Source organism: Burkholderiales bacterium (assembly GCA_035560005.1).
Taxonomy (GTDB): Bacteria; Pseudomonadota; Gammaproteobacteria; order Burkholderiales; family Eutrophovitaceae; genus DASRFY01.
This window is the reverse complement of sequence record DATMAN010000093.1, coordinates 68,615-93,474: the sequence shown is the minus strand read 5'-3', so window position 1 is coordinate 93,474 and position 24,860 is coordinate 68,615. Positions and strand designations below refer to the sequence as shown.

The following is a 24,860-nucleotide window of genomic DNA, read 5'->3' as shown; positions in this document are numbered from 1 at the left end:
GCGTATTATTTCGATTTCGCCAGCAATTCTAGCAACCCGTCCTCGTCGAGCACAGCGATACCGAGCTCCCGCGCCTTGTCGTACTTGCTGCCGGGATCCGCGCCGACCACGACGTAGTCGGTCTTGCGCGAAACGCTGCCGCTCACCCTCCCGCCAGCCGCCTCGATCCTTTCGACGGCCTGCTCCCGGGTCAGGCTCGGCAGCGTGCCGGTAAGCACGAAGGTCTTGCCGGCCAGCGGCGCGGAAGCCGCCGCGCGCGGTTCGTCCTTCCAGCGCACGCCGGCCTTGCGCAGAGCTTCGATGACGGTGCGATTGTGCGGCTCGCGGAAGAAGCCCACGATGCTCGACGCGACTACCGGGCCGACGTCGGGCGCCCGCTGCAGCGCCTCCTCGTCCGCGTTCATCAACGCCTCCAGCGTGCCGAAATAACGGGCAAGGTCGCGGGCCGTCGCCTCACCGACATTGCGGATACCGAGCGCGTAGATGAAGCGCGCCAGCGTGGTGCGCTTGCTGCTCTCGATCGCCGCGACCAGGTTCGCCGCCGATCTTTCCCCCATGCGCTCCAGACCGGCGAGCGTGTCCACGCTCAACCGGTACAGATCGGCGGGAGTCTTCACGATCCCCCGGTCGACCAGTTGATCCACGATCTTTTCGCCCAGACCGTCGATATCCATCGCGCGGCGTGAAGCGAAATGCAGCAGCGCCTGCTTGCGCTGCGCCGGACAGTACAGGCCAGCGGTGCAGCGCGCGACCGCTTCGTCCTGCGCGCGCTCGACGCGCGATCCACAGACCGGACACACGTCGGGCATGTGGAACCTGCGGGCATTGGCCGGCCGGCGCTCCTTGACCACGCTGACGACCTCGGGAATCACGTCGCCGGCCCGACGCACGATCACGTAGTCGCCGATGCGCACGTCCTTGCGCCTGATCTCGTCCTCGTTGTGAAGGGTGGCGTTGGTAACGGTCACTCCGCCCACGAAGACTGGTTTCAAGCGCGCCACCGGGGTGAGGGCGCCGGTGCGGCCGACCTGCACATCGATGTCGATCACCTGGGTGATCTCTTCCTCGGCCGGATACTTGTGGGCGATGGCGAAGCGCGGCGCGCGCGAGACGTAGCCGAGCTTCGCCTGGGCAGCGAGGTCGTTGACCTTGTAAACCACGCCGTCGATCTGGTAGGGAAGCTTTTGCCGTCTGCCCGCCATTTCGGCGTAGTAACCCAGCAGGCCGCGCACACCTTCGACTACACGGCGCTCCGCGCACACCGGAAAGCGCAGTCGCTCGAGATAGTCCAGTTGCTCGCTGTGGCGAGTCTTCGGCACGTTGCCGTCCTCCACAACGCCCAGGCCATAGGCAAAGAAAGTCAGCCGGCGCGAGGCGGTCACCCGGGAGTCGAGCTGGCGCAAGGACCCCGCGGCCGCGTTGCGCGGATTGGCGAACTCCTTCTGTCCGCGGCTGCGTTGCAGCCGATTGAGCATCTCGAAATCGCGCTTGAACATCAGCACTTCGCCGCGCACTTCGAGCCGCCGCGGCAGCTTCGGGCCCGAGAGCCTGAGGGGAATGACACGCACCGTGCGCAGATTGGCAGTCACGTCTTCGCCGGTGTAGCCGTCGCCGCGGGTGGCGCCAAGCACCAGCTCGCCCTCCTCGTACATCAGGCTGACGGCCAGTCCGTCGAACTTGGGTTCGACCGCGTACTCGATATCTCCTTGCGCACCCAGCGCCTCGCGTACGCGCCGATCGAAGGCCGCAACTTCGGCTTCGTCGAACGCATTGTTGAGCGACAGCATCGGCAGCTCGTGGCGCACTGCCGCGAGTTCCGACACCGGCGGGCCGCCGATGCGTTGCGTGGGCGAATCGGCAGCAGCCAGCGCCGGGTACTTCGCTTCCAGCTCTTGGAGCTCGCGGAACAGCCGGTCGTATTCCGCGTCCGGCAACGTGGGCGCGTCCTTGACGTAGTAGTCGTAGTTGGCCTGTTCGATGATGCGCCTGAGCTCGGCCGCGCGTTTTGCGGCGGAACGCTCTACAGCCATCAGGCGAACAAGCGCATTGCGCTCGCGCTGCCTGCGGGAATGCCACGGGCCTCCATCGCCGCATAGATGGTGCGCAGGCGGGCGCGAATCTTGTCCAGCCCGCTCTCGTTCAGGAGCTGACGGTTGTCGTCGGCCAGCAGCCCGTCGAGCGATTCCGCGAACTGACGGCTCAGTACCACCATGCGATCGAAGACCTTGAGACCATCGCGCGTGCGCGGAACATCGAGCAGAAACGTGACCGCCGAGGTGGTAATGTGGCGGATGTCTTCGGGCTTGAACGGCCGCGGCTCCTGGTTCTCGAGGGTGAAGAGCGGTGCTTCGTTCTCGCCATAGCTGGCAAAGGCCCCGCCCGGCTGCAGGCGCATTCCCTGTGCCTCCGCCAGTGCGCGCACCTGGGTTCCGTGAAAGACCTGTCCGGAATGCGCGATGATGTTGATTCCCACCACCACGTCGACTTCCTCGAAGAAGCGGTGCAATTCCTGGGCGCGCCGCATACCTTCTTCGACGTCCGGGACCTGGACGTCCGCCGCCATGCGTTCGGCATGCTGCCTCACCAGCGCGTGAAACGCACGCAGTTGCTCGCGGGTCGCCGGCCCGTTGCGGTCCGCGAGCTGCAGTCCGGCACGCAGCGAAGCGAAGCCGCGTTCCACGCCGGCAAACGGTTCCCAAGTCTTCGCATGAGGGTTGTATCCGGCAAGGATCGGGCGCCCGAGTGCCTGCGACAGCGCGGCGGCAAACAGGGAAATCTCCGCCGCCGAGATGGGCTGATCGGCGTGCAGCTCGGCCACATGGTCGATCGCCGCATCGGGCTGCGCCGCTGGCGCCAGCGGCCGCGGCGGCGGGCTCGGTGCCGGTCCCGACGCGCCGACCGCGGAGAGCGGATCGAGCTGGGGTTCGATGCGCGCCTCGGTGTCGTGCGAGCGTCCGGTATCCGCAGCCCCTGTCCCCAGCAGTACGTCGTGCTGCGGGCGGGGAAAGTCCTGCTGCGCGCTGCGCCTGAACTTGCGCTCCTGCCACCAGTTGAAAAGCGCCACGCCGGCGATGACGAAGGCGCCGAGGATCGCCAGGCCAATCTGCAGGTCGCTCATCGTCTCATTCCCCGCCCTGCGCGTCCACGGCGATCACGCCGCCTCTTCGCGCATTCTCAGCGCTTCCTCGATATCGACAGCTACCACGCGCGACACGCCCTGCTCCTGCATCGTCACGCCGATCAGTTGCTGCGCGAACTCCATCGTGATCTTGTTGTGGGTGATAAAAAGGAACTGGGTCGACACCGACATCTTTTTCACCAGCTCGCAGAAACGCATGGTGTTGTTGTCGTCGAGCGGCGCATCGACCTCGTCCAGCATGCAGAACGGCGCCGGATTGAGCTGGAACATGGAAAAGACCAGAGCGAGCGCGGTCAGTGCCTTCTCGCCGCCCGACAGCAGGTGAATCGACGAGTTCCTCTTGCCCGGCGGCCGCGCCACGACCTGCACCCCGGCGTCGAGGATTTCCTCCCCGGTCATGACGAGCTTCGCCTCGCCGCCGCCGAAAAGCGCCGGAAACATTTCGCCAAAGTGCTGGTTGACCTGGTCGAACGTTTCCTGGAGCCGCTCCCGCGTCTCGCGATCGATGCGCCGGATCGCACCCTCCAGGGTGGACACCGCCTCGGTCAGATCGGCCGATTGCGCATCAAGATAGCTCTTGCGCTCGCGCGCGGTGGCCAGCTCATCCAGCGCCGCAAGATTCACCGCGCCCAGCGCCGCAATCTCCTCGTTCAGCCGGGTGATCTCGCCCTGCAGATGGCTGGGACGAACGCCTTTTTCCAGCTGCTGCGCCAAGATCGACTCGTCGGCCCCGTCCTCTGCCAGCTGCTGCCCGAAGCTTTCCTCCACCAGCCGCGCCTCCTGCTCTTTCAACCGCAGCTCGTTGATCCGGTCGCGCAGGGGCTGCAGCCTCTGCTCCGCGGCCATGCGCTGCTGCTCCACCTCCTTGAGCGCCGTTTCCGCCCGGCTCAGCTCCTCGCGGGCCTTGGCGAGGCTGGCTTCCCGCTCCGCGCGCGTGGCGAGGGCGCGCTGGAGGCGCTCCTGCAGTTGCGATTCGTCGGTCTGCGCGATCTCTTCGCCGAGCCTCAGCAGCTGCTCTGCGGAGCGGGCTAGAGTCTGAGACACTTGTTGAATAGAAACTGATACGTCACTGATTTTCTGACTTATCGTGCGCTGGAGAAATGCCGCTTCCTGATGTTCCCGCTCGACGCGCTGCAAGCCTTCGCGCTGCCGGCGCAGTGCCGCCTCGGCCCGGGCGGAGCCTTCGCGCGCCTGCGCAAGCCCGGTCTGCAGTTGTCCGATCCGCGCCTCGAGTTGAGCGATCGCGCGGGCGGCGCCGGCCATCTGTTCGGCTTCCCGCGCCGCTTCGGCCTCGATTTCCTGCAGCTCGCGCACGATCTGGCTGCCGCGGGTGGTAACCCGCTCGGCCAGCTGCGAAAGGCGCACATGGTCGACCCTGGCCCGGTGTTGGGCTTCCTGCAGATCGGACACTTCCTGGCGCAGGTGCTCGACCTCCGTCCGCCCCTCCTCCAGCGCGGTTTCGAGCGCCAGCGTCTTGCTGCGCGCCAAGCCGAGCGCTGAGTCGATCTGGCGATGCTCAGAGAGGAGCGCTTCGATCTCACGTTGCCGCGACAGGATGCCGTGCACTTCGGAATCGGCGGCATGGAATCGCGCGCTGGTGGCGGTGAAAATGTGCCCTTGGGCGCTCACCAGTAGGGCGCCAGGAGCCAGGGCGCGCGCAGCCTGCACCCCTTTGACTGGGTCGTCCACCGCATAGACCCCGGCCAACCAGTCATCCAGCACGCCTTCGATGCGGGCGTCGGCGCAGCTCACAAACGCCCTGAGCGGCGTCAGTCCGGCGCACGCGGGCGCACCACCCGGCACCCTGGCGCCCAGTTGATGGAACGACACCTTTCCGGGCGGAGGCTCGGAAAGCAGCGACCGTACCATCTCCAGCTGGTCCAGCCCGATGCTGTTCAGCCGCTCCCGCAGCACCGCCTCCAGGGCATCCTCCCATCCCTCGCGAATGCGCACGCCCTGCCACAAGTACGGGTTGCGGGCAAGGGCGTGGCGCTCCAGCCAGGGTTGCAGGTCCCCCGCACGGCCGACCTGCTCCTGCAACGACTGCAGTGCCTTGCGCCGAGCGTCGATCTGATTCAGGCGCTGTTGCAGCTGCTCGACCTCGGCGTGCGCTGCGCGCCAGCGTTCCTCGTGCGCCGGCAGCTCGCTTTCGCGCAGCGCCAGCGCTTCGCGCCGCTCGGCCAACGTGGCCGAAAGCTCCTGCAGCTCGCGGTCCAGCCGCACGAGCTCGCTCGGTGCGGGCAACTCCAAGGCGTCGCGCTCTTCCTCCAGCCGGGCCTTGCGGGCGCTGAGCTGCCCGATGAGCTTTTCGGCGTGTGCGTGCCGGGCGCGCTCCAGTTCGAGCTGCTGCTCGGTGCGCTGCAACTCGCGCTGAGCCTCGTCGGCCGCCGCGCGGGCGAGCCGGTCTGCCTCCTCGGCCGCGGGCAGCGCCGTGCGCGCTGCCTCCAGTTCGACCGACAGCGCCTCCAACCGCTCTTCGGCGGCGCGCAGTGCTTCGCTGCTACGTTGCTGTGTGCGCTCCAGATCGGCGAGCTGGGCGCGCTGCTCCGCTTCCTGGCCGCGCACCGCCTCGAGCTGGCGCTGGGCACGGCCACGCGCGCTTCGCAGATGCTCGATCTCCTGCTCCAATCGCGCCACCTCGGCATTGGCCTCGTAGAGCATCCCCTGTGCCGCGTGCGAACGGTCCGACACCGCGTAGTGCGCCGCGCGCAGCTCCTCCACTTTGCGTTCCGCCTCGCGCATGCGTGCGGTCTCGGCTTCCAGCTCCACGGTAGCCGCATCGATTTCGCGCTGGGCACGGGCGCGCTGCGCGCTCGCATCGCGCCTGCGCGTGAACCAAAGGAGCTGCTGCGCGTTTCTGACTTGCGCTTCCAACTCCCGGTATCTGGCTGCCTGGACCGCCTGCGCTTCGAGGTGCTCGACCTGCTTGGCCAGCTCCTGGCGGATGTCGTCGACCCGCAACAGGTTCTCGCGCGCGTCCTCGAGCCGCAGCTCGGTCTCCCGCCGCCGTTCCCGGTACTTCGACACGCCGGCGGCTTCCTCCAGAAAGGCGCGCAGATCCTCCGGCCGGGCCTCGATGATGCGCGTAATCATGCCCTGCTCGATGATCGCGTAGCCGCGGCCGCCCAGCCCGGTGCCGAGAAAGATGTCCGCCACGTCGCGGCGGCGCACATGCTGGTTGTTGATGAGATAGGTGGACTCGCCGTCGCGCTCAAGCACGCGCTTGACCGAGATCTCGGCGTAGCTCGACCACGGTCCCGCGGCTTTGCCCAGGCTGTTGTCGAAGATCAGCTCCACGCTGGCGCGCGACACCGGCTGGCGCTGCGCGGAGCCGTTGAAGATCACGTCCTGCATGCTTTCGCCGCGCAGGTGTTTGGCGGAGGATTCGCCGAGCACCCAGCGCACGGCGTCGATCACGTTGGACTTGCCGCAGCCGTTGGGCCCCACGATGCCGACCAGCTGCCCCGGAACCGGAATATGAGTGGGCTCTACGAAAGACTTGAAACCGGCGAGTTTGATGTGGGTGAGTCGCACTGTCGCGGCACGATCAAAGCTTATAATCGGTCACCAAATAACAAGCGCCTGGGACCACCAGGCGCGCGCTCTAAAGTGCGTCTATTCTAGCCGATCAGTTTCCCCACCGATCACCACCGCCGAACAATGCCGAGCAAGCCGTCCAGGTCGCTGGAGACCTTCCCCAATCCGCATCCGGACCGCGACTACCTGATTCACATGGAGATCCCCGAATTCACCTGCCTGTGCCCCAGGACCGGGCAGCCGGACTTTGCCACGCTGCTGCTCGATTATGTTCCGGACCGCACCTGCGTGGAGCTGAAAAGCCTGAAGCTCTACGTCTGGTCCTACCGCAACGAGGGCGCCTTTCACGAAGCGGTGACCAACCGCATTCTCGACGACCTGGTGAAGGCGACCCGCCCCCGATACATGCGCCTGACCGCCAGGTTCAACGTTCGGGGCGGAATCTACACGACCGTGATCGCGCAACATCGCAAGGCGGGCTGGAAAACGCCGCTCGGGATGATACCGAGCGCCGTCACGGCGGCGCAGTTCGGCGCGCGCGGACGGGAGTGAGCACCGCGGCCTTTCCAACCGCCTCGCGGCAGCGCTACCTTTGCTGCAGCCGCATGCTTGAGGCCCTTATATAATGCGACCGCCCGCCGGGGGAGCCCCCGTGCGACCCTCACCCGGAATGAATCCAGACCTTGCACGACTCCAACCCTACCCGTTCCAGAAGCTTGCGACGTTGCTCGCCGGTACCACGCCTGATGGCGCGCACACGCCGATCAACCTGTCGATCGGCGAACCGAAGCATCCGACGCCGGCGTTCATCAAGTCGGCCTTGAGCGCGAGCCTTGACGGGCTCGCCGTCTATCCAGCCACGCGCGGCGGCCAGGCGCTGCGCGAAGCGCTCTCGGCCTGGATCGCGCGACGTTATTCCATCCCGCCGCCGGATCCGCACCGTCAGGTGCTGCCGGTCAACGGCAGCCGTGAAGCCCTCTTCGCCTTTGCGCAAGCCGTGGTCGACGCGACCGCCGGCACGCCGGTGGTGGTCGCACCCAATCCCTTCTACCAAATCTACGAGGGCGCCGCGCTGCTCGCCGGAGCCGAGCCTCAGTTTCTCAACGCGCTGCCGGACAATGACTTCGACTTCGATCCGGATCAGTTGCCCGAAACGGTCTGGCGCCGCACGCAACTGCTCTACGCGTGTTCGCCGGGCAATCCGACCGGCCGGGTGCTGTCGCTTCGCGAGTGGCAGCGTCTGTTCGAGTTGTCCGACCGCCATGGTTTCGTGATCGCCGCCGACGAGTGCTATTCGGAGATCTATTTCCGGGCTCCACCGCTGGGCGCCCTGGAGGCCGCGCGGCGCCTCGGCCGCGACGACTACCGGCGCCTGGTCGTGTTCAGCAGCCTGTCCAAACGTTCCAATGTGCCGGGCTTGCGTTCGGGGTTCGTCGCCGGCGATGCCGCGATCCTGGAGAAGTTCTTGCTCTATCGGACATATCACGGTTCGGCGATGAATCCGGCGGTGCAGGCAGCCAGCGTGGCGGCATGGAAGGACGAAGCGCATGTGGAGGAAAACCGCCGCATGTACGCGGAGAAGTTCGCCCATGTCCTGCCGATCGTGCGCGAGGTGAGCCCCGTGCAGGCGCCCGACGCCGCGTTCTATCTGTGGCTCGCCACACCGATCGCGGACACCGAGTTCTCCCGGCGCCTGTACCGACACTATAATCTGACGGTCCTTCCGGGGAGCTTTCTGGCCCGTGACGCACGCGGCGTCAACCCCGGCGCCAATCGCGTGCGCATCGCGCTGGTGCCCTCGCTTTCCGAATGCGTCGAGGCCGCGAGCAGGCTGCGTGAATTCATCCGATCACTTCACTAGAGAGGAAAAAAGCGGAACATGTCTGACCTGCAGGGCGTCATCGAACAAGCCTTCGAGAACCGTGCCGCGCTCTCTGCACGCAGCGCCGGCGCGCAGGTGCGCGAAGCGGTCGCCGAGAGTCTTGCGCTTCTGGACAGCGGGAAGCTGCGCGTGGCGGAGAAGAAGGGCGGCGAGTGGATCACGCATCAGTGGGTGAAAAAGGCCGTGCTGCTGTCTTTCCGGCTGGAGGACAACGCCGTGATCCGCGACGGCTACACCAACTACTTCGACAAGGTGCCCGCCAAGTTTGCCGCGTACGGAGACGGCGACTTCCGCGCCGGAGGCTTTCGCGTCGTGCCCCCTGCCGCCGTGCGCCGCGGCGCGTTCATCGCGCGCAACGTCGTGCTCATGCCCTCCTTCGTCAACATCGGCGCCTACGTGGACGAAGGCACGATGGTGGACACCTGGGCAACGGTGGGTTCCTGCGCCCAGATCGGCAAGAACGTGCACTTGTCGGGCGGAGTGGGTATCGGAGGTGTGCTGGAGCCGCTGCAGGCCAATCCCACCATCATCGAGGACAACTGCTTCATCGGCGCGCGCTCGGAAATCGTCGAAGGCGTCATCGTCGGCGAAGGTTCGGTGATCTCGATGGGGGTTTACATCGGCGGCAGCACCAAGATTTACAACCGGGCAACCGGCGAAGTACTCTACGGGCGCGTGCCGCCCGGTTCGGTGGTGGTGCCCGGAAACCTCCCCTCCGCCGACGGGAAATACAGTCTGTATTGCGCCGTCATCGTCAAGCGGGTCGATGCCGGAACCCGCGCCAAGACCAGCATCAACGACCTGCTCAGAGGCGACTAGAGCGCGTTTCAACCAGCCTAGCGAGGCCACCATGTTCCTGGACCCGTTGTTCAAGCTCATGGCCGAGAAGGAGGCGTCCGACCTGTTCATCTCGGCCGGCGCGCCTATCTCGATCAAGATTCTGGGCAACATCATGCCGGTCAACCAGCAGACGCTGGACGGCGATTTGACGCGCAAGATCGCCTACGAGCTGATGACCGAGAAGCAGCAAAGGGAGTTCGAGGAGTTCTGGGAGATGAACTTCTCGCACGTGGTCAAGGGCGTAGGCCGCTTCCGCGTGAACATCTTCCGCCAGCGCGGCAACGTCGGGCTGGTGATCCGCTACCTCAAGTCCGGCACGCCGGGGATCGACAAGCTCCGGCTGCCGCCCATGCTTAAGGAACTGGTGCTGGAAAAGCGCGGCTTCGTGCTGGTGGTGGGCTCCACCGGCTCGGGCAAGTCCACCACGCTCGCGGCCATGATCGAGCACCGCAACGCGCTCAAGCCCGGCCACATCCTGACCATCGAAGACCCGATGGAATTCGTGTTCCGCAACGACAAGTGCGTGATCAACCAGCGCGAGGTGGGTACGGACACCAAGTCCTACGAGCACGCGCTGGTCAACGCGATGCGCGAGGCGCCGGACATGATGATGATCGGCGAGATCCGCGACCGCCAGACCCTGCAGCACGCGCTCCTCTATGCCCAGACCGGCCACCTGTGCCTGTCCACGCTGCACGCCAACAACAGCTACCACGCGCTGAATCGCATCATCAACTTCTTCCCGTACGACGCGCGTCCCGCGCTGCTCTCCGATCTGTCGATCAGCCTGCGTGCGATCATTTCACAGCGCTTGGTCAAGGCCAACGACGGCTCGCTGGTCGCCGCGGTCGAAGTCATGCTCAATACCAAGCTCGTGGCGGAACATATCCGCAAGGGCGAGATCGACCAGATCAAGGAAGCGATGGAACAAAGCCTCACGCCGGGCTGCAAGACCTTCGAGCAGGCACTGTTCGAGCTGTACCAGCAGGGATTGATCTCGAAAGACGAGGCGCTGCGCAACTCGGATTCCGCCACCAACCTGTCCTGGCTGATCAACAACTACGAGCAGAAGGCGGCCGGCAAATTGGGCGAAAGCCCGACCGGACGGGTCATGGTCAAGCCAGGCGGCAACTACTCTTTCAGCGAGATCAAGCTCAACGTCGACACCGACAAGTAATGTCGCCGGCAGCGGCCGGCGCGGTTTCCCGGCAATGGTCTCTCCCACGCTGGAACTTGCGCGCGCGCTGATCGCGCGCCCCTCGGTCACACCCAACGACGCGGGTTGCCAGGCGCTCGTGGCGCAGCGTCTGAGCGCGTCCGGTTTCCGGGCCGAACCGTTGCGTTCGAACGGCGTGGACAACCTCTGGCTGCGGCGCGCGGGAGGGCGCCCGCTGGTGTGTTTCGCCGGTCATACCGACGTGGTCCCGGCCGGCCCGCTGGAGCGCTGGCGCTCCGACCCGTTCGTCCCCACCGAACGCGACGGCCGGCTCTACGGGCGCGGCGCCGCAGACATGAAATCCTCGATCGCCGCGTTCGTGATAGCCGCCGAGGAGTTCGTGCGGCGTTTCCCCCGCCACCCCGGCTCGATCGCGCTGCTGCTCACCTCGGACGAAGAAGGTCCTGCAACCGACGGCACGCTCAAGGTAGTGGAACGTCTGGCGCAGCGCGAAGAGCGCATCGACTTCTGCATCGTCGGGGAGCCGACTTCGAGCGCGCGACTGGGCGACGTCATCAAGAACGGTCGCCGTGGGTCGTTGTCCGGAGAACTGACCATCCGTGGCGTGCAGGGCCACGTGGCCTATCCGCACCTGGCCAGGAACCCCATCCACGAGGCCGCGCCTGCGCTGACGGAACTGGCGGCAACCGAATGGGACCGCGGCGACGAACACTTTCCACCCACGACTTGGCAGGTATCGAACATCCACGCCGGGACGGGAGCGACCAATGTCATTCCGGGAGAGCTGAAGCTGCTGTTCAATTTCCGCTTCTGCCCCGCCAGTCCGGCCGAAGACCTGAAGCGGCGCCTGCGCGCGCTGCTCGATCGGCACGGCCTGGACTACTCGATCGAGTGGTCGCTCGCGGCGAACCCGTTTTTCACCCCGCGCGGGCGGCTGGTGGAAGCGCTCTGCGGTGCGATCGAGGCGAACACGGGACATCGCCCAGAGCTCTCAACCACCGGCGGCACCTCGGACGGCCGTTTCATCGCCGCCATCTGTCCCGAGGTCGTGGAATTCGGCCCGGTCAACGAGTCGATCCACAAGATCGACGAGCACATCGCGCTGCCCGACCTGGACGCGCTGTCGGCCATCTACTTCGACACGCTGCAGAGACTCTTCGATGTGGGCTGAGGCGCGCAAAAGCCTTCGCACCGTGCGCGACCTGCTGCGCTTTGCGGTGAGCCGTTTCAATGCCGCGGGACTCGCCTTCGGGCACGGCAGCGATAACGCCTATGACGAGGCCGCCTACCTGATCCTGCACGCCCTGCATCTGCCGCCGGACCGACTGGAGCCGTTCCTGGACGCAACGCTCACCGGCAGCGAAATCGAGCGGGTGATCGAACTGCTGTGGCGGCGCGTGGAAGAGCGCCTGCCGGCGGCCTACCTCACCCATGAAGCCTGGCTCGGGGATCACCGCTTCTATGTCGACCAGCGCGTGATCGTGCCGCGTTCCCACATCGCAGATCTGTTGCACGAAGCGCTGGCACCGTGGGTGCCGGAAGCGGGGCGCGTGCGCCGCGTGCTGGATCTGTGCACCGGCAGCGGCTGCCTCGCCATTCTGGCCGCGCTGGCCTTCCCCCACGCGACGGTGGATGCCACCGACGTGTCCGATGCCGCGCTCGAGGTCGCGCGCCGCAACGTGGCGGATTACCACCTCGAAGACCGCATCACGCTGATTTGCGGCGACCTGTTCGAAGGCTTGCCGCCGGGGCGCTACGACGTCATCTTGTCCAACCCGCCATATGTCACGGCGGAGTCGATGGCCGCCTTGCCGCCCGAGTACCGGGCGGAGCCGACCCTGGCGCTGGACGGCGGCGTGGACGGGCTCGCGCTCGTGCGCAGGATCATCGAGCGGGCACCCGATCGCCTGAGTGCCGACGGCGTGCTGGTGGTGGAGATCGGCGACAACCGCGCGGCGCTGGAAGCCGCCTTTCCTTCACTGGCGTTCAACTGGCCGGTGCTGCCCGCCGGCGGAGAACGAGTTTTCGTGCTCAACGCACGGCAATTCGTCGCGGGCTAGCCGCGCGCCGCAGGCTGCTTGGCCGCTTGCGGGCCGCTTCCGGCGTCGCGGCGCGCGCCGCACCCGGTTCCGGGGCGTGCTCGCCGCCGACCCAGTCGAGCAGCCGGCGGATTTCCGATTCCTTCATCTCGGTCCAGGTGCCGCGCTTCACCGAAGGCGGCAGCGACACGATTCCGAAGCGCACGCGCATTAGCCGACTGACGGTGAACCCGAGCGCCTCGAACATTCTGCGCACGAGGCGGTTGCGGCCTTCCTTGACCACGACGCGATACCAGCGGTTGCGCCCATCCCCGCCCTGCGGCTCCAGCGTCTCGAAGCGCGCTTCGCCGTCGGACAGACGCACGCCTTTTTTCAGCTGCTGAATGTGCTCCTCGCCGAGCTGACCGAAGACGCGCACGGCGTACTCGCGCTCGACTTCGAAGCGCGGGTGCATCAGCCGGTTGGCAAGTTCGCCGGAAGTCGTGAACATGAGCAGCCCGCAGGTGTTGTAGTCAAGCCTGCCGACCGCCAGCCACTTCGCGCTGCGGATCGCAGGCAGCTTCTCGAACACGCTGCGCCGCCCCTTCGGATCGTCGCGCGAGACGATCTCGCCCTCCGGCTTGTGGTACAGGATCACCCGTGGCAGGCGCGTGGTTACCTGAAACTTGATCTGCCGGCGACCGACCTGGATCAGGTCCTCGGTGGTCACGCGCTGCCCGAGTCGGGCCGGCGTGCCGTTGACTCTCACCTTCCCGGCCGCGATCAGCTCTTCCATCGCGCGGCGCGAACCAAGACCAGCCTGAGCCAGGACCTTGTGCAGTTTCTGCGAGCGGGAGGGCGGTGGTGCCGCTTCGGCCGCGGGGCGCGCGGGGGGGCGCAGGGGGCGGCGCCGTGTCTTGCCGACCGCGGGCGTGGTGCGCGGCCGGGCGCGGCCGCGCGGTTTGGATCCTTCGCCCGTTTGCGTCATACCGGTCTGCGCTCGATGATGGCCTGCGCCAGCGTGCCGGTGTCCACGTGCTCGAGCTCGCCGCCCACCGGAAGCCCACGCGCGATGCGCGTCACCTTCAGCCCGCGGGCTCGTAGCAGCTCGCCCACGTAATGTGCGGTCGCCTCGCCTTCCACGGTGAAATTGGTTGCCAGCACGACTTCCTTGACCACACCGTCGGTCGCGCGCTTGAGCAGCAGGTCGAGATGGATGTCCTTGGGTCCGATTCCGTCCAAGGGACTGAGCCGTCCCATCAGCACGAAGTACAAGCCGTTGTAGACCTGGGTCTGCTCCATCATGGCGAGGTCCGCCGGCATCTCGACCACGCAAAGCAGGGACGGGTCGCGCCGCGGCGAGCTGCACAGCGCGCAGAGCTGCGCCTGGGCAAAACTGTTGCACTTCTCGCAGTGGCGAATGCGCTCGAGCGCCTCGCTCAGCGCCCGGGCGAGCCGCTGTGCGCCGGGCTTGTCCCGCTGCAACAGATGATAGGCCATGCGCTGGGCCGACTTCGGTCCCACTCCCGGCAGGCAGCGCAACGCCTCGACCAGCTCTTCGAGCGACGAGGGACTTTTCATGGTGATGATGATCTCGCCACAGCGACACCGAGACAGGCGGACTGACTGGCCACTGAGCCGCAGAAAAGCGGCAAGCAGTCTCTGCGCTCGCGCCCTAGAACGGAAACTTCATCCCCGGAGGCAAGGGCAGTCCGGCGGTGGCCGAAGCCATCTTCTCCTGGGTGGCGGCTTCCACGCGGCGCACGGCGTCGTTGACCGCCGCCGCCAACAGGTCTTCAAGCATCTCCTTGTCGTCGCTGAGCAGCGAAGGATCGATCGACACGCGCTTGACGTCGTGCCGGCCCGTCATCACCACCTTGACCATGCCGGCGCCCGACTGCCCCTCGATCTCCATCGCCGCGATCTCTTCCTGCACGCGCTTGAGGTTTTCCTGCATTTGCTGAGCCTGTTTCATCAGACCCGCGAGCTGACCTTTCATCATGGTGCAATCCGTCTACTGAATGGGTTTGATCGATGAGTCGATGACGCGAGCGTCGAAGTTTTCGACCAGGTCGCGCACGAAAGGATCGCTGTCGATGGCCTCCACGGCGCGCTGCAGCCTTTGCTGGCGTTCACGGTCCTCCTGCGCCGCCGGCGTATTGTCGCCGCCGCCGATGCGGATCCTGACGCGGACCTGCTTTCCCAGCCTGTCCTGAAGCGCAGCTTGCAGCTTTTCGGCGTAGGCCTTTTCGAACAGGTGGCGATGCGCCTGCGGCAGCTTCAGCTCCACCGCGTCCGCCTCAAAGCGCTCGAGTTCACAGTGCTCGGCCAGCATCCGCGCCATTCCGCCGAGCTTGAGCTGACCGATGAGCGAGCGCCAGTCGCCGAGCTCCGCCGAGGGCGTGGGCTCCTGCGGCGCACTGCCGGCCTGGGCTGCTTGCCCTCGCGGCAGGGCGCCGCCGGCGTCCAGTGGCACGAAGCTCAGCATGCGCAGCAGCGTCATGGTGAAGCCGCCGTATTCGTCCGGAGCAAGACCCAGATCGCGCCGGCCGAGCAGCGCGATCTGATACATGAGCTGCACGTCTTCCGGACTGAAGCTGGCCGCCAGCCCGCCGAGCGCTTCGCGTTCCGGCTCGTCTTCCGGCAGCGTCTCCGGAAGGGTCTGCGCCAGCGCCAGCCGGTGCAGCAGGCTCGCCAACTCTTCCAGCGCGGTGTCGAAGGACAGGCTGCGCTGCGCCATGCGGTCGGCCTCGGCGATCAACCGCTTCGCGTCGCGATCAGCCAGCGCACGCAGGATGGCCACCAGGTGGCCGCGGTCCACCGCACCGAGCATTTCCCGCACGCCGGCTTCCTCCACTTTGCCGGCGCCGTGCGCGATCGCCTGGTCGAGCAGTGAGAGCGCATCGCGCAGGCTGCCCTGGGCTGCGCGCGCCAGCAGTGCCACCGCGGGCCCTTCGAAACCGATCCTCTCTTCTTGCAGGATCCGCTCCAGCCGGGCGCGGATCTGGGCCGCGGGGATCTGCTTGAGATTGAACTGCAGGCAGCGCGAGAGCACTGTGACGGGAATTTTCTGCGCTTCCGTCGTGGCCAGGATGAATTTCACGTGGGCCGGCGGCTCTTCCAGCGTCTTGAGCATGGCGTTGAAGGCGCTGCGCGAGAGCATATGCACTTCGTCGATGATGTAGACCTTGTAGCGCGCCACGGTCGGTGCGTACATCGCGTTTTCCAGCAGTTCGCGCATGTTGTCGACCTGTGTGTTGGACGCGGCGTCGAGTTCCAGCAGATCGACGAAGCGCCCGGCATCGATTTCGGTGCACGCGGCGCACTGGCCGCAGGGCCTGGACGTGACCCCGGTTGCGCAATTGAGCGCCTTGGCCAGGATCCTGGCCAGCGTGGTCTTGCCCACGCCGCGCGTGCCGGTGAGCAGCCAGGCGTGATGCAAGCGGTTCTGCTCGAGGGCGTTGGTCAGGGCCTTGACGACGTGCTCCTGGCCGACCATCTCCGAGAAGTCGCGCGGGCGCCACTTGCGGGCCAGCGCCAGCGTCATGCCAATGGCCCCGCGCTCAGCCAACGGACGAGACGCAGCATGGCGAATTCGATGCCCTGATTGGGATGCTTGATCCCGGCGTTGGAAAAGTGCTCGATGCGCAATGCGACCTCATATCCGTTTCGATCTCCCAGGCGCCAACCAATGCCGATCAGGTCGCCGAATTGAAAGGCGCTGCCGAGCTCGCGCCCTCGATAGGGAGAAGTATCGGAGAGCAGGTGCGCGCCGATGCCCGCTTCGACGAAGAAGCGCCCCCGCTCTCCCGGTGCAAGCCGCAGGACCGGCGTGAGACCGATATCGATGATCGCCCTGCGCTCGGCGCGGCTGGACGCGGGTGTCCAGTAACCGATGTTGGCCTCCCAATCGAGGCGCACCTCCCAAGTGCCCAGGCGCAAGCCCGGACGGCCGGTCTCGCGCACCCATGCAACCTCGCCGCGGCAGGTGTGATCGCCCGCGCCTGCACTGAGCGCCAGCCCATCGGCGCCGAGCGCCGGTGCGCCCAGCGCCAGCGTCGCGGCCGCCCATGCACCGCGCCAGCCGCCACGTAAAGGGCGGCGAGCCTGACCCCCGGCACTTGCAGAGAATAGCTGTGGCTGCTTCCTTCCGGACCTGACCAGGTTCACTACCATGCAATGCGGGGAGGCCCGCCAGTGATCGTTGTGGGATGCAGGTCGCCGCACAGCGCCCGAGCGGCCTGGATCCCGGCTGTGCATCGAAGTCGATTCCGAAGCGCTCGGCGGCAGTAGTTGCCTCACAGGGATTGCACGAATCTTACCAGAGCGCTTCGCTCCGCCTTGGAAAGCGCACGAAACAGCTCGCGCGAGGCTTCGGCTTCGCCCCCATGCCAGAGAATGGCCTCGGCTATGCTGCGCGCACGGCCGTCGTGCAGCAGATCGCCTTTGCCGTTGACCTGCTTGTACAACCCGAGGCCCCACAAGGGGGGCGTGCGCCATTCACGCCCATCGGCCAGAAAGTCCGGGCGATGATCGGCCAGCGCATCTCCCATATCGTGCAGCAGCAGATCGGTGTAGGGCCGTATGGTCTGCGCGGCCGCGCTCGTGATCGCGGTCTTGTCGCCCGTTGTCAGTTCCGGGACGTGACAGAGCGAGCAACGCGCCCGTTCGAAGAGCTTCTCGCCGCGCTGCACTTCCGGGTCGTCGACGTCGCGGCGCGCCGGCACGGTCAAGGCCTGAAGGTAGAACGTGAGGCTCGCCAGCCGGCTGGGAATGACATCTGGCCGGAACTGACCGGTGCAGCCGCCCTGCCCGCCGCAACGCACCGCCGAGGGCATCTCGCGGCATTGTATCTGGGCACCGGGGCAGTTTTCCTCCCTGAAGATCCACGAGGTGGCGCCGATGTCGCCGATGAAGGCCGCGGCGATCTGCTGGCGCAGGCTGGGCTGATTCGCCTTCCATCCGAACCGTCCGAGCGCGACCCGGTCGTTTTCGTAGTCCCAGACATAGTTGGGCCGGCCGCTGATGCCGTACCGTGCCTGCTGCTCGGCAATGGCCAAGAGCTGGGCTTCCGGCACCGCTTCCAGCAGACCCAGTCCGAACACCGCCGGCGCGATTCGCACCGAGATCTGGATGTCCTCGCCGAGCGGACCGAACTGCAGGTCCGAAAATCGCACGCGCGGGCGGCGCAATTCGATCGTTTCGCCGTCCGCGAACGCGACCTGCACCGTCTCGTAGTCCACGACGGCGCGGCCTTCGGCCGGCACCCCGGGGATGCTTTTGTCGTTGAGCTGGTCGCCGTAATCGGGATGCGGCCGCGCAGCACCCTGGGCGTCGCGTCCCGGGAGGCTCAGCCGCACCAGCATGCCGCGCAGGGGGTCATGCGCCGAGCGCGGCGCGCCGGCGCGCCCGTTATGCTCATGGCACTTCGAGCAGCGGTCTTCGTTGAAGGTCGGGCCCAGCCCCCACACACCGGACATGTCGGGCGCGACGACCCAGGCTTCGTGGAAGAACTTGTGCCCGTCGGCGAAGACCCTGCGCTGCTCCGCGTCCAGCGTGGCCACGGGGACGGAAAAGGCCTGCGCTCCAGTCGACGTGGAAGTGAAGCTGCCGGCCGAAAGCGCAGCGGGCGAAGGCGACTGGTCCTGCGCAATCGCGAACAGGGCGGCGGCACCTGCCGCCGCCGCGAGACTTCCAAAAACCGGTTTCACGCTTTCTCCTCCGTGCACCCGCCAGCGTGGCCGTCGGCCTCAGCCCGGCACCAACGCCGGGATCTTGCCGATCCTGGCGCGCCATTCGGCCGGGCCGGATTGATGGATCGAATTGCCGTCGACGTCCACCGCCACCGTCACCGGCATGTCCTGCACTTCGAACTCGTAGATCGCTTCCATCCCGAGGTCGGCGAAAGCGACCACCCGCGAGGATTTGATCGCCTTTGACACCAGGTAGGCGGCACCACCGACCGCGATCAGATAGACCGCCTTGTGCCGGCGGATGGATTCGATGGCGGCGGGCCCGCGCTCGGCCTTGCCGATCATGCCGAGCAGCCCGGTCTTCTCCAGCATCAGGTCCGTGAACTTGTCCATCCGTGTCGCAGTGGTCGGACCGGCAGGCCCGACCACTTCGCCCGCCACCGGATCGACGGGGCCGACGTAATAGATGAAGCGATTGCGGAAGTCGACCCCGGCAGGCAGCCCCCGACCCGTTTCGACGAGTTCCTGAATGCGCCTGTGGGCGGCGTCGCGCCCGGTGAGCAGCTTGCCGCTGAGCAGCAAGGTCTCACCCGGCTTCCAGCTCGCGATCTCCTGCCGGGTCACTTTCGCGAGATCGACGCGGCGCGCCTGCGTTGCCGGGGTCCAGTGCACGTCCGGATAGTCCTCCAGGCGCGGCGGTTCCAGACGCGCCGGCCCGCGGCCGTCGAGGACAAAGTGCACGTGGCGGGTGGCCGCGCAATTCGGAATGACCGCTACCGGCAGCGAGGCAGCGTGCGTCGGATAGTCCCTGATCTTCACGTCGAGCACCGTGGTCAGGCCGCCCAGACCCTGCGCGCCGATGCCCAGCGCGTTGACCTGGTCGTAAATCTGCAGACGCAGTTCTTCGAGCCGGTTCGCCGGTCCGCGCGCTTTGAGTACGTGCATGTCGATCGGCTCCATCAGCGCTTCCTTGGCCAGCACCATGGCCTTCTCCGCGCTGCCCCCGATGCCGATGCCCAGCATCCCCGGCGGGCACCATCCCGCGCCCATGGCCGGCAGCGCCGTCACCACCCAGTCGACAATGCTGTCGGAGGGATTGAGCATGACGAACTTCGCCTTGTTCTCCGAACCTCCCCCCTTTGCCGCGATGCGCACGTCGAGCGTATCGCCTGGCACCAGTTCCATGTGGATCACCGCCGGTGTGTTGTCGCGGGTGTTTCTGCGACTGCCGGCCGGATCGGCGAGGATGGAGGCGCGCAGCTTGTTTTCGGGGTGCAGGTAGGCGCGCCGTACGCCTTCGTTGACCATGTCGGCGATGCCCATCGTGGCGCCGTCCCAGCGCACCCCCATTCCGATGCGCAGGAAGACCACCACGATTCCGGTGTCCTGACAGATCGGACGCCTGCCCTGCGCGCACATGCGCGAGTTGGTCAGGATCTGTGCGATGGCGTCGCGCGCCGCCGGCGACTGCTCGCGCTCATAGGCCTGTGCGAGGGACCGGATGTAGTCGCGCGGATGGTAGTAGGAGATGTACTGCAGCGCGTCGGCCACGCTGTCGATGAGGTCGTGCTGGGCAATGACGGTCATGGAGCTTCGGACTTCGCCGCGCGCTCGGGCGCATGGGAAGGCGGCCAGTATACGCCATGACCTTCGCCCCAACGACGCGCGATTCTTCCCGCAGACGCGCAGTGCACTTGCCTGGCCGCGGGGGGTCTTTGGCGCGGGGCAGCGCCGCTATAATGGACCGCAGGTCGACCGGTCCTTGCGGTCAAAGATCGGGCAGCAGACCGGCCGCGCCGTTCACGAGCACAGCCGAGCGGCGCGAGGCGCCAACAGCACTGCGTCGGGGAGATCTGAATGAGCACCATCGAATCGGTCCTACACGAGAACCGCGTCTTCGAACCGAGCCCGGAATTTGTCAAGAACGCCAACGTCTCCGGCATGAGCGCCTACCGGGCACTGTGCGCGGAAGCCGAGCGCGACTATGAAGCCTTCTGGGCACGCCACGCCCGCGAGCAGCTGCTCTGGCACAAGCCCTTCACCAAGGTCCTGGACCAGAGCAACCCGCCGTTCTTCAAGTGGTTCCACGACGGCGAGCTGAACGTCTCCTACAACTGCCTGGACCGCCACCTCAACACCCAGCCGGACAAGACGGCGATCATCTTCGAAGCCGACGACGGCTCGGTCACCCGAATCACCTACAGGCAGCTCTACCACCGCGTTTGCCAGTTCGCCAACGGCCTGAACAGCCTCGGCATCCGCATCGGCGACCGGGTCGTCGTCTACATGCCGATGTCGATCGAAGCCGTGGTCGCCATGCTGGCGTGCGCGCGGATCGGAGCCACGCACTCCGTGGTCTTCGGCGGCTTTTCCGCCAAGAGTCTGCAGGAACGCATCATCGACGCCGGCGCGGTGGCGGTCATCACCGCCGATGGGCAGATGCGCGGGGGCAAGGAGATCGCGCTCAAGGCCGCGGTCGACGAAGCCTTTGCCATGGGTGGATGCGACGCGGTGCGGCACGTGGTGATCTACCGCCGGACCGGCACTCCGATCCGCTTCCACGCGCCGCGCGATGTGTGGTGGCACGAGCTGGTGCACAACCAGCCGGAAGTGTGCGAGCCGGTGCCGGTCAACGCCGAGCATCCGCTCTTCATCCTCTACACCTCCGGTTCCACCGGCAAGCCCAAGGGCGTGCAGCATTCGAGCGCAGGCTACCTGCTCCAAGCCATGCTCACCATGCGCTGGACCTTCGACTACAAGTCCACCGACATCTTCTGGTGCACCGCCGATGTGGGCTGGGTCACCGGCCACACGTATATCGCCTATGGGCCGCTGGCGGTCGGCGCCACCGAGATCGTGTTCGAAGGCGTGCCTACCTATCCCGATGCCGGGCGCTTCTGGAGAATCATTCAGAACCACCGCGTGACGGTGTTCTATACCGCGCCCACTGCGATCCGCTCTCTGATCAAGCTCGGTGCCGACCTGCCGAAGAAATGCGATCTGTCCAGCCTGCGGCTGCTGGGCACGGTGGGCGAACCGATCAATCCGGAAGCATGGATGTGGTACTACACCACGGTGGGTAACAGCCGCTGCCCGATCGTGGATACCTGGTGGCAGACCGAGACCGGCGGCCACATGATCACTCCGCTGCCGGGCGCCACGCCCCTCAAGCCCGGCTCCTGCACGCTGCCTCTGCCCGGCATCATGGCCGATGTGGTGGACGAAACCGGCCACTCGGTGGAAAAAGGCAAAGGCGGGATCCTCGTGATCAAGAAACCCTGGCCGTCGATGATCCGCACCATCTGGGGTGATCCCGAACGGTTCAAGAAGAACTACTATCCGGAAGAGTTCCAGGGCAAGTATTACCTGGCGGGCGATGGTGCCAACCGCGATCTCGACGGCTATTTCTGGATCATGGGACGCATCGACGACGTGCTCAATGTCTCCGGGCACCGGCTGGGCACGATGGAGATCGAGTCGGCGCTGGTCGCAAACCCCTTGGTCGCGGAAGCGGCGGTTGTGGGCAAGCCGCACGAGATCAAGGGCGAGGCCGTGGTTGCTTTCGTGGTGCTGAAAGGCGCGCGCCCACAAGGCGAAGCGGCCAGGGAAGTCGCGAAGGAACTGCGCGAGTGGGTCGGGCAGCAGATCGGGCCCATCGCGAAACCGGACGACATCCGCTTCGGCGACAACCTGCCCAAGACCCGATCCGGAAAGATCATGCGCCGGCTGCTGCGCGCGATCGCCAAGGGCGAAGAGATCAGGCAGGACGTCTCGACCCTGGAAAACCCGGCGATACTCGAACAGTTGAAGCAGGTGAGCTAAACGCTCACCCGCGCATTTTCGGCCAGCGCTTCACGCGCTTTGAGCAATGCCGGTAGCGCCCGAGCGCGGCGCGGGCCCGGATGGCGCTCGGGCCGGTCCTTGCACAGTGCGCACTGCGGATCGGCGCATTTGGGCTCGACCCATTCGCCGGAACGTACAAAGTAGTGGGCGTCGTATCGCGGATCGTGTTCCACCGCTTCGCGGTACCAGACATGGCGCAGCCCGATGAGGCTCGGGCCCTCGTGGCTTCTGGCCACGCGCGCCGGACGCGCTTCGCTGCGCGCCATCGGACCCGCCGCGATCGCACCGCCTTCGGGATGTGGGGCTGACGAAACGAAGGGTCTCGCATCGAAGCGATGCCGCGACTTCAGAACTGCTGACTGCCGCTTCCGGACGATGGCAAAGAGCATCGTCAGCGGAACGCGGTCACCGAACAACGTGACCATCTTGCTCTCCTCCCTTAGTCGGCGGCCAACTCGGGGCCGCCGACTGATCTCGGTACTCGCGGATGCCCGGCGCCGGGCCGCCGCTTCTCTTCCTCAAAGCCTTTCTGTTCTTGCTGTTATCTGTTGGTGTTAAAGCAGACCCGCAAATCAGCTGCACTTCTCGTCGAGTCCCTGCGTGCAAATCCTAGTCTGTCTGCGCCGTGCTGCGCAAACGTTCCTGGGAACCACCTGTCGCAGAGCAACTACATCACAACTCTCGCATGCTGGAAAAGCCATCCGAGGTGACCGCACCTTCCTGCCCGGCACGCTCGCGCGCTTTGACAGCGCGCGGGCCTTCCGCTAGCCTGCGCGCCTTTCTTTTCCGGCCGATACGCGCAGTCGGAGGTCGGGTCCCGCGCGAACTGCGACAGCCATGAAAACGTGGAGCCTGCTGCCGGGAAGGTCCGGGTGGGCGGGGTACAATTGAATCGGGATCGATGACTTTCGGAGAGGTGACCGAGCGGTCGAAGGTGCACGCCTGGACAATACGGCCGCCCCAGCGGCCTTATTGCGGCGCAGACTAACCTTCAGGTTAGGTCGAAGCCAAAGCGTAGCGTTCTAACCAGTACCAAACAATTGAAATGCATTCGGAGAGGTGACCGAGCGGTCGAAGGTGCACGCCTGGAAAGCGTGTGTACGGCGACGAGTCGTACCGCGGGTTCGAATCCCGCCCTCTCCGCCAGAAACGAAAATGCCCTCGCGGGGCGTTCTCGTTTCTGCGGAAGTGGCTCGTGATAGCCGGCTGGTCGGCGCGAGCGTAATGATGAAACGGCGGGAGTATCCGGCGGCTTCGACCCCTCGCGGGCACAATCGATCACCGTCTGTTTCTCGACCACCCCTTCCCGCGCCACAGTAACGCGCCGCAAGCGATCGTGCGCAGGCGCGTTCGCTGGACCTTCTCGGGAGATCGTCGTGCGAAAACTGTTGCTCGTTTGGATCGGCGTACATGCCCTGGCAGACACGGCACTGGCGGCCGGAGAACGCTTCGTCCAGAGTGCCTGGCTCTGCGTTTCGCCGGAGGCGCACGCCGAAGCGGTGGCCGCGAGCGTGCAAGGCGCGGCGCTCGAGGACGTGAAGGCGCGCCTGCTCGCCGAGCAGAAGTGCACCTATCTGCCCGAGGAGGAATTCGGCAAGGTGATCAGCGCGGTGCGCATCCTGGAGACCCGAGGCGACCTCGCGCGCGTGATGTTCACCCTGCAAGTCGGCGACCAGATGCCTGCCGAAGTACGCCGCGAGAGCTTTTATCGCATGGTGGTCTGGACCGCGCGAGCGAATCTTTCGGTTACCGAAGGCGACCGTCAGCGCTAGATTCGCCCGATCCCGGAAGTGCGGGTCCAGGCGCCTCCCCGCACCGCGTGCCTCGGAACGCCTTGCGCGCCGATCGTCTGGCCGCAGCTTTCCGCCTCCACGCTCTTTCACCGGCTCCTCGTGTGGGGCCGCCGGAGGTCATCGACTCGCAGCCTGCAACCACAAGCCCGGTCTCAGGCGTCTGGCCGGCCGTCGGTTCTTCGACTGGCCTGTCGTCGGTCAGTCAGCGGTGCCGACGGGCCCTGCGACTGTTTGCGCTGCACCGACAGGCGTCCATCCGCTTTTCAGCAGACGGGGCCGGCTCACTGCACGGTGAACAGCGATCCGCTTTTCTCACCAATTACATAGCCACTTCGCAAGGACGGCGGGGCCGGGCGTTCGGGGGCCTCTTGGTGCGGAAGGTCTGCGCGCGAAATGCGCATGGCATGGCGGTTGCAGACTCACTGCGCGAACCCCAACGGGCGACGAGCGAGAACGCCATGTTCGACTGCAGCGACCCTTACGAGTACTGCCCGCGCGAGCTCGCGGTGCACGTCACTTCGCACCACTTCGATCGTGCTGCGGGGTACAACGAGAACAACGCCGGCTTCGGCTTCAAGTGGCGCAAGTCCAACGGACGGCTGTTTGTCACGGTGGGAACCTTCCGCAACTCGCTCGAAAAGACGTCCACCTACAGCGGCACGGGCGGCGACTGGCCGCTCGCCGGCCCTTTGAGCCTGCGCGTGACCGCAGGCTTGGTGACCGGCTACGAAGTTTTGGTGGTTCCGTTCGTCTTTCCGGAGCTTCTCGTCGGGGAAAAGACCGGGCTGGCGCTCGGCTACGCACCCCGCATCGAGCTCGGCGACGCCGTGGTCGACTCCTTCCTCTCGCTCTCGCTCTTCAAGCGCTTCTGACGGTTCGGCTTGAGCCGCGGCGCGCTCGTCCGCCGGACGAAGGCCTGCGCCCGTGAGTCCGCTCCA

20 protein-coding genes, 1 tRNA gene and 1 other RNA gene are annotated in these 24,860 nt (G+C 66.2%); 10 read left to right on the top strand and 12 right to left on the bottom strand.

The genetic code is table 11. From position 1 onward, the window contains the following. Positions 1-5: 5 nt before the first annotated feature. The 3 genes from ligA to smc are packed head-to-tail and all read right to left on the bottom strand — an operon-like array spanning position 6 to position 6,673. Positions 6-2,030 (bottom strand): NAD-dependent DNA ligase LigA, encoded by a 2,025-nt coding sequence (ligA, locus tag VNM24_14460; protein ID HWQ39785.1) that lies wholly within the window; start codon positions 2,028-2,030, stop codon positions 6-8. After that, complete coding sequence (locus VNM24_14455) at positions 2,030-3,118, bottom strand: cell division protein ZipA C-terminal FtsZ-binding domain-containing protein (GenBank protein HWQ39784.1); 1,089 nt, start codon at positions 3,116-3,118, stop codon at positions 2,030-2,032. The genes ligA and VNM24_14455 overlap by 1 nt, the downstream gene beginning before the upstream one ends. A 33-nt stretch (positions 3,119-3,151) precedes the next feature. Beyond that, positions 3,152-6,673 (bottom strand): chromosome segregation protein SMC, encoded by a 3,522-nt coding sequence (smc, locus tag VNM24_14450; protein HWQ39783.1) that lies wholly within the window; start codon positions 6,671-6,673, stop codon positions 3,152-3,154. A gap of 126 nt (positions 6,674-6,799) precedes the next feature. Here smc and queF point away from each other — a divergent pair, with 126 nt between their 5' ends. The 6 genes from queF (at position 6,800) to prmB (ending at position 12,635) form a co-directional block, all read left to right on the top strand. Next, complete coding sequence (queF, locus tag VNM24_14445; protein HWQ39782.1) at positions 6,800-7,228, top strand: preQ(1) synthase; 429 nt, start codon at positions 6,800-6,802, stop codon at positions 7,226-7,228. Between the two features lie 118 nt (positions 7,229-7,346). Further along, positions 7,347-8,537, top strand: coding sequence for a succinyldiaminopimelate transaminase (gene dapC / locus VNM24_14440; GenBank protein HWQ39781.1), 1,191 nt, complete (start codon positions 7,347-7,349; stop codon positions 8,535-8,537). An 18-nt stretch (positions 8,538-8,555) separates the two neighbouring features. Continuing rightward, positions 8,556-9,377, top strand: a complete 822-nt coding sequence (gene dapD / locus VNM24_14435; protein HWQ39780.1) for a 2,3,4,5-tetrahydropyridine-2,6-dicarboxylate N-succinyltransferase — start codon at positions 8,556-8,558, stop codon at positions 9,375-9,377. Positions 9,378-9,408: 31 nt separating this feature from the next. Beyond that, positions 9,409-10,575, top strand: a complete 1,167-nt coding sequence (locus VNM24_14430; GenBank protein HWQ39779.1) for a PilT/PilU family type 4a pilus ATPase — start codon at positions 9,409-9,411, stop codon at positions 10,573-10,575. Positions 10,576-10,609: 34 nt separating this feature from the next. After that, positions 10,610-11,746, top strand: a complete 1,137-nt coding sequence (dapE, locus tag VNM24_14425; GenBank protein ID HWQ39778.1) for a succinyl-diaminopimelate desuccinylase — start codon at positions 10,610-10,612, stop codon at positions 11,744-11,746. Further along, positions 11,736-12,635: a 50S ribosomal protein L3 N(5)-glutamine methyltransferase gene (gene prmB, locus VNM24_14420; protein ID HWQ39777.1), complete on the top strand. Its 900-nt coding sequence runs from the start codon at positions 11,736-11,738 to the stop codon at positions 12,633-12,635. The genes dapE and prmB overlap by 11 nt, the downstream gene beginning before the upstream one ends. Here the strand turns inward: prmB and VNM24_14415 are convergent. The 8 genes from VNM24_14415 to VNM24_14380 all read right to left on the bottom strand — a co-directional run bounded on the left by VNM24_14415 (position 12,607) and on the right by VNM24_14380 (position 19,873). Next, positions 12,607-13,581 carry a pseudouridine synthase gene (locus VNM24_14415; GenBank protein ID HWQ39776.1) on the bottom strand — a complete coding sequence of 325 codons (975 nt, stop codon included), beginning with the start codon at positions 13,579-13,581 and terminating at the stop codon, positions 12,607-12,609. The two genes, prmB and VNM24_14415, sit on opposite strands and share 29 nt — an antisense overlap. Continuing rightward, a complete protein-coding gene (recR, locus tag VNM24_14410) occupies positions 13,578-14,174 on the bottom strand; it encodes a recombination mediator RecR (protein HWQ39775.1) in 597 nt (198 codons plus the stop codon). The genes VNM24_14415 and recR overlap by 4 nt, the downstream gene beginning before the upstream one ends. A gap of 94 nt (positions 14,175-14,268) precedes the next feature. Further along, complete coding sequence (locus tag VNM24_14405) at positions 14,269-14,595, bottom strand: YbaB/EbfC family nucleoid-associated protein (GenBank protein HWQ39774.1); 327 nt, start codon at positions 14,593-14,595, stop codon at positions 14,269-14,271. A gap of 12 nt (positions 14,596-14,607) precedes the next feature. Further along, positions 14,608-16,140, bottom strand: a complete 1,533-nt coding sequence (gene dnaX, locus VNM24_14400) for a DNA polymerase III subunit gamma/tau (protein HWQ39773.1) — start codon at positions 16,138-16,140, stop codon at positions 14,608-14,610. Continuing rightward, positions 16,137-16,559, bottom strand: coding sequence for an acyloxyacyl hydrolase (locus VNM24_14395; protein HWQ39772.1), 423 nt, complete (start codon positions 16,557-16,559; stop codon positions 16,137-16,139). The genes dnaX and VNM24_14395 overlap by 4 nt, the downstream gene beginning before the upstream one ends. A gap of 131 nt (positions 16,560-16,690) precedes the next feature. Continuing rightward, positions 16,691-16,789: signal recognition particle sRNA small type (gene ffs, locus VNM24_14390), an RNA gene on the bottom strand. Positions 16,790-16,891: 102 nt separating this feature from the next. Next, on the bottom strand, positions 16,892-18,304 hold the full coding sequence (locus VNM24_14385) for a di-heme oxidoredictase family protein (protein HWQ39771.1): 1,413 nt from the start codon (positions 18,302-18,304) through the stop codon (positions 16,892-16,894). A gap of 39 nt (positions 18,305-18,343) precedes the next feature. Beyond that, positions 18,344-19,873: a fumarate hydratase gene (locus VNM24_14380; protein ID HWQ39770.1), complete on the bottom strand. Its 1,530-nt coding sequence runs from the start codon at positions 19,871-19,873 to the stop codon at positions 18,344-18,346. A 270-nt stretch (positions 19,874-20,143) separates the two neighbouring features. Here VNM24_14380 and acs point away from each other — a divergent pair, with 270 nt between their 5' ends. After that, positions 20,144-22,108, top strand: a complete 1,965-nt coding sequence (acs, locus tag VNM24_14375; protein ID HWQ39769.1) for an acetate--CoA ligase — start codon at positions 20,144-20,146, stop codon at positions 22,106-22,108. On the opposite strand, the gene VNM24_14370 is transcribed toward acs, so the two are convergent. Further along, positions 22,105-22,554 (bottom strand): hypothetical protein, encoded by a 450-nt coding sequence (locus tag VNM24_14370; protein HWQ39768.1) that lies wholly within the window; start codon positions 22,552-22,554, stop codon positions 22,105-22,107. The genes acs and VNM24_14370 overlap by 4 nt on opposite strands. Positions 22,555-23,182: 628 nt before the next feature. On the opposite strand from VNM24_14370, the gene VNM24_14365 reads away from it, so the two are divergent. The 3 genes from VNM24_14365 (at position 23,183) to VNM24_14355 (ending at position 24,794) form a co-directional block, all read left to right on the top strand. Beyond that, positions 23,183-23,275, top strand: a tRNA-Ser gene (locus VNM24_14365). A gap of 230 nt (positions 23,276-23,505) precedes the next feature. Continuing rightward, positions 23,506-23,901, top strand: coding sequence for a hypothetical protein (locus VNM24_14360; protein ID HWQ39767.1), 396 nt, complete (start codon positions 23,506-23,508; stop codon positions 23,899-23,901). 479 nt (positions 23,902-24,380) lie between these two features. Further along, entirely contained in the window at positions 24,381-24,794 is a 414-nt protein-coding gene (locus VNM24_14355; protein ID HWQ39766.1) for a hypothetical protein, read from the top strand. The last annotated feature ends 66 nt before the right edge of the window (positions 24,795-24,860 follow it).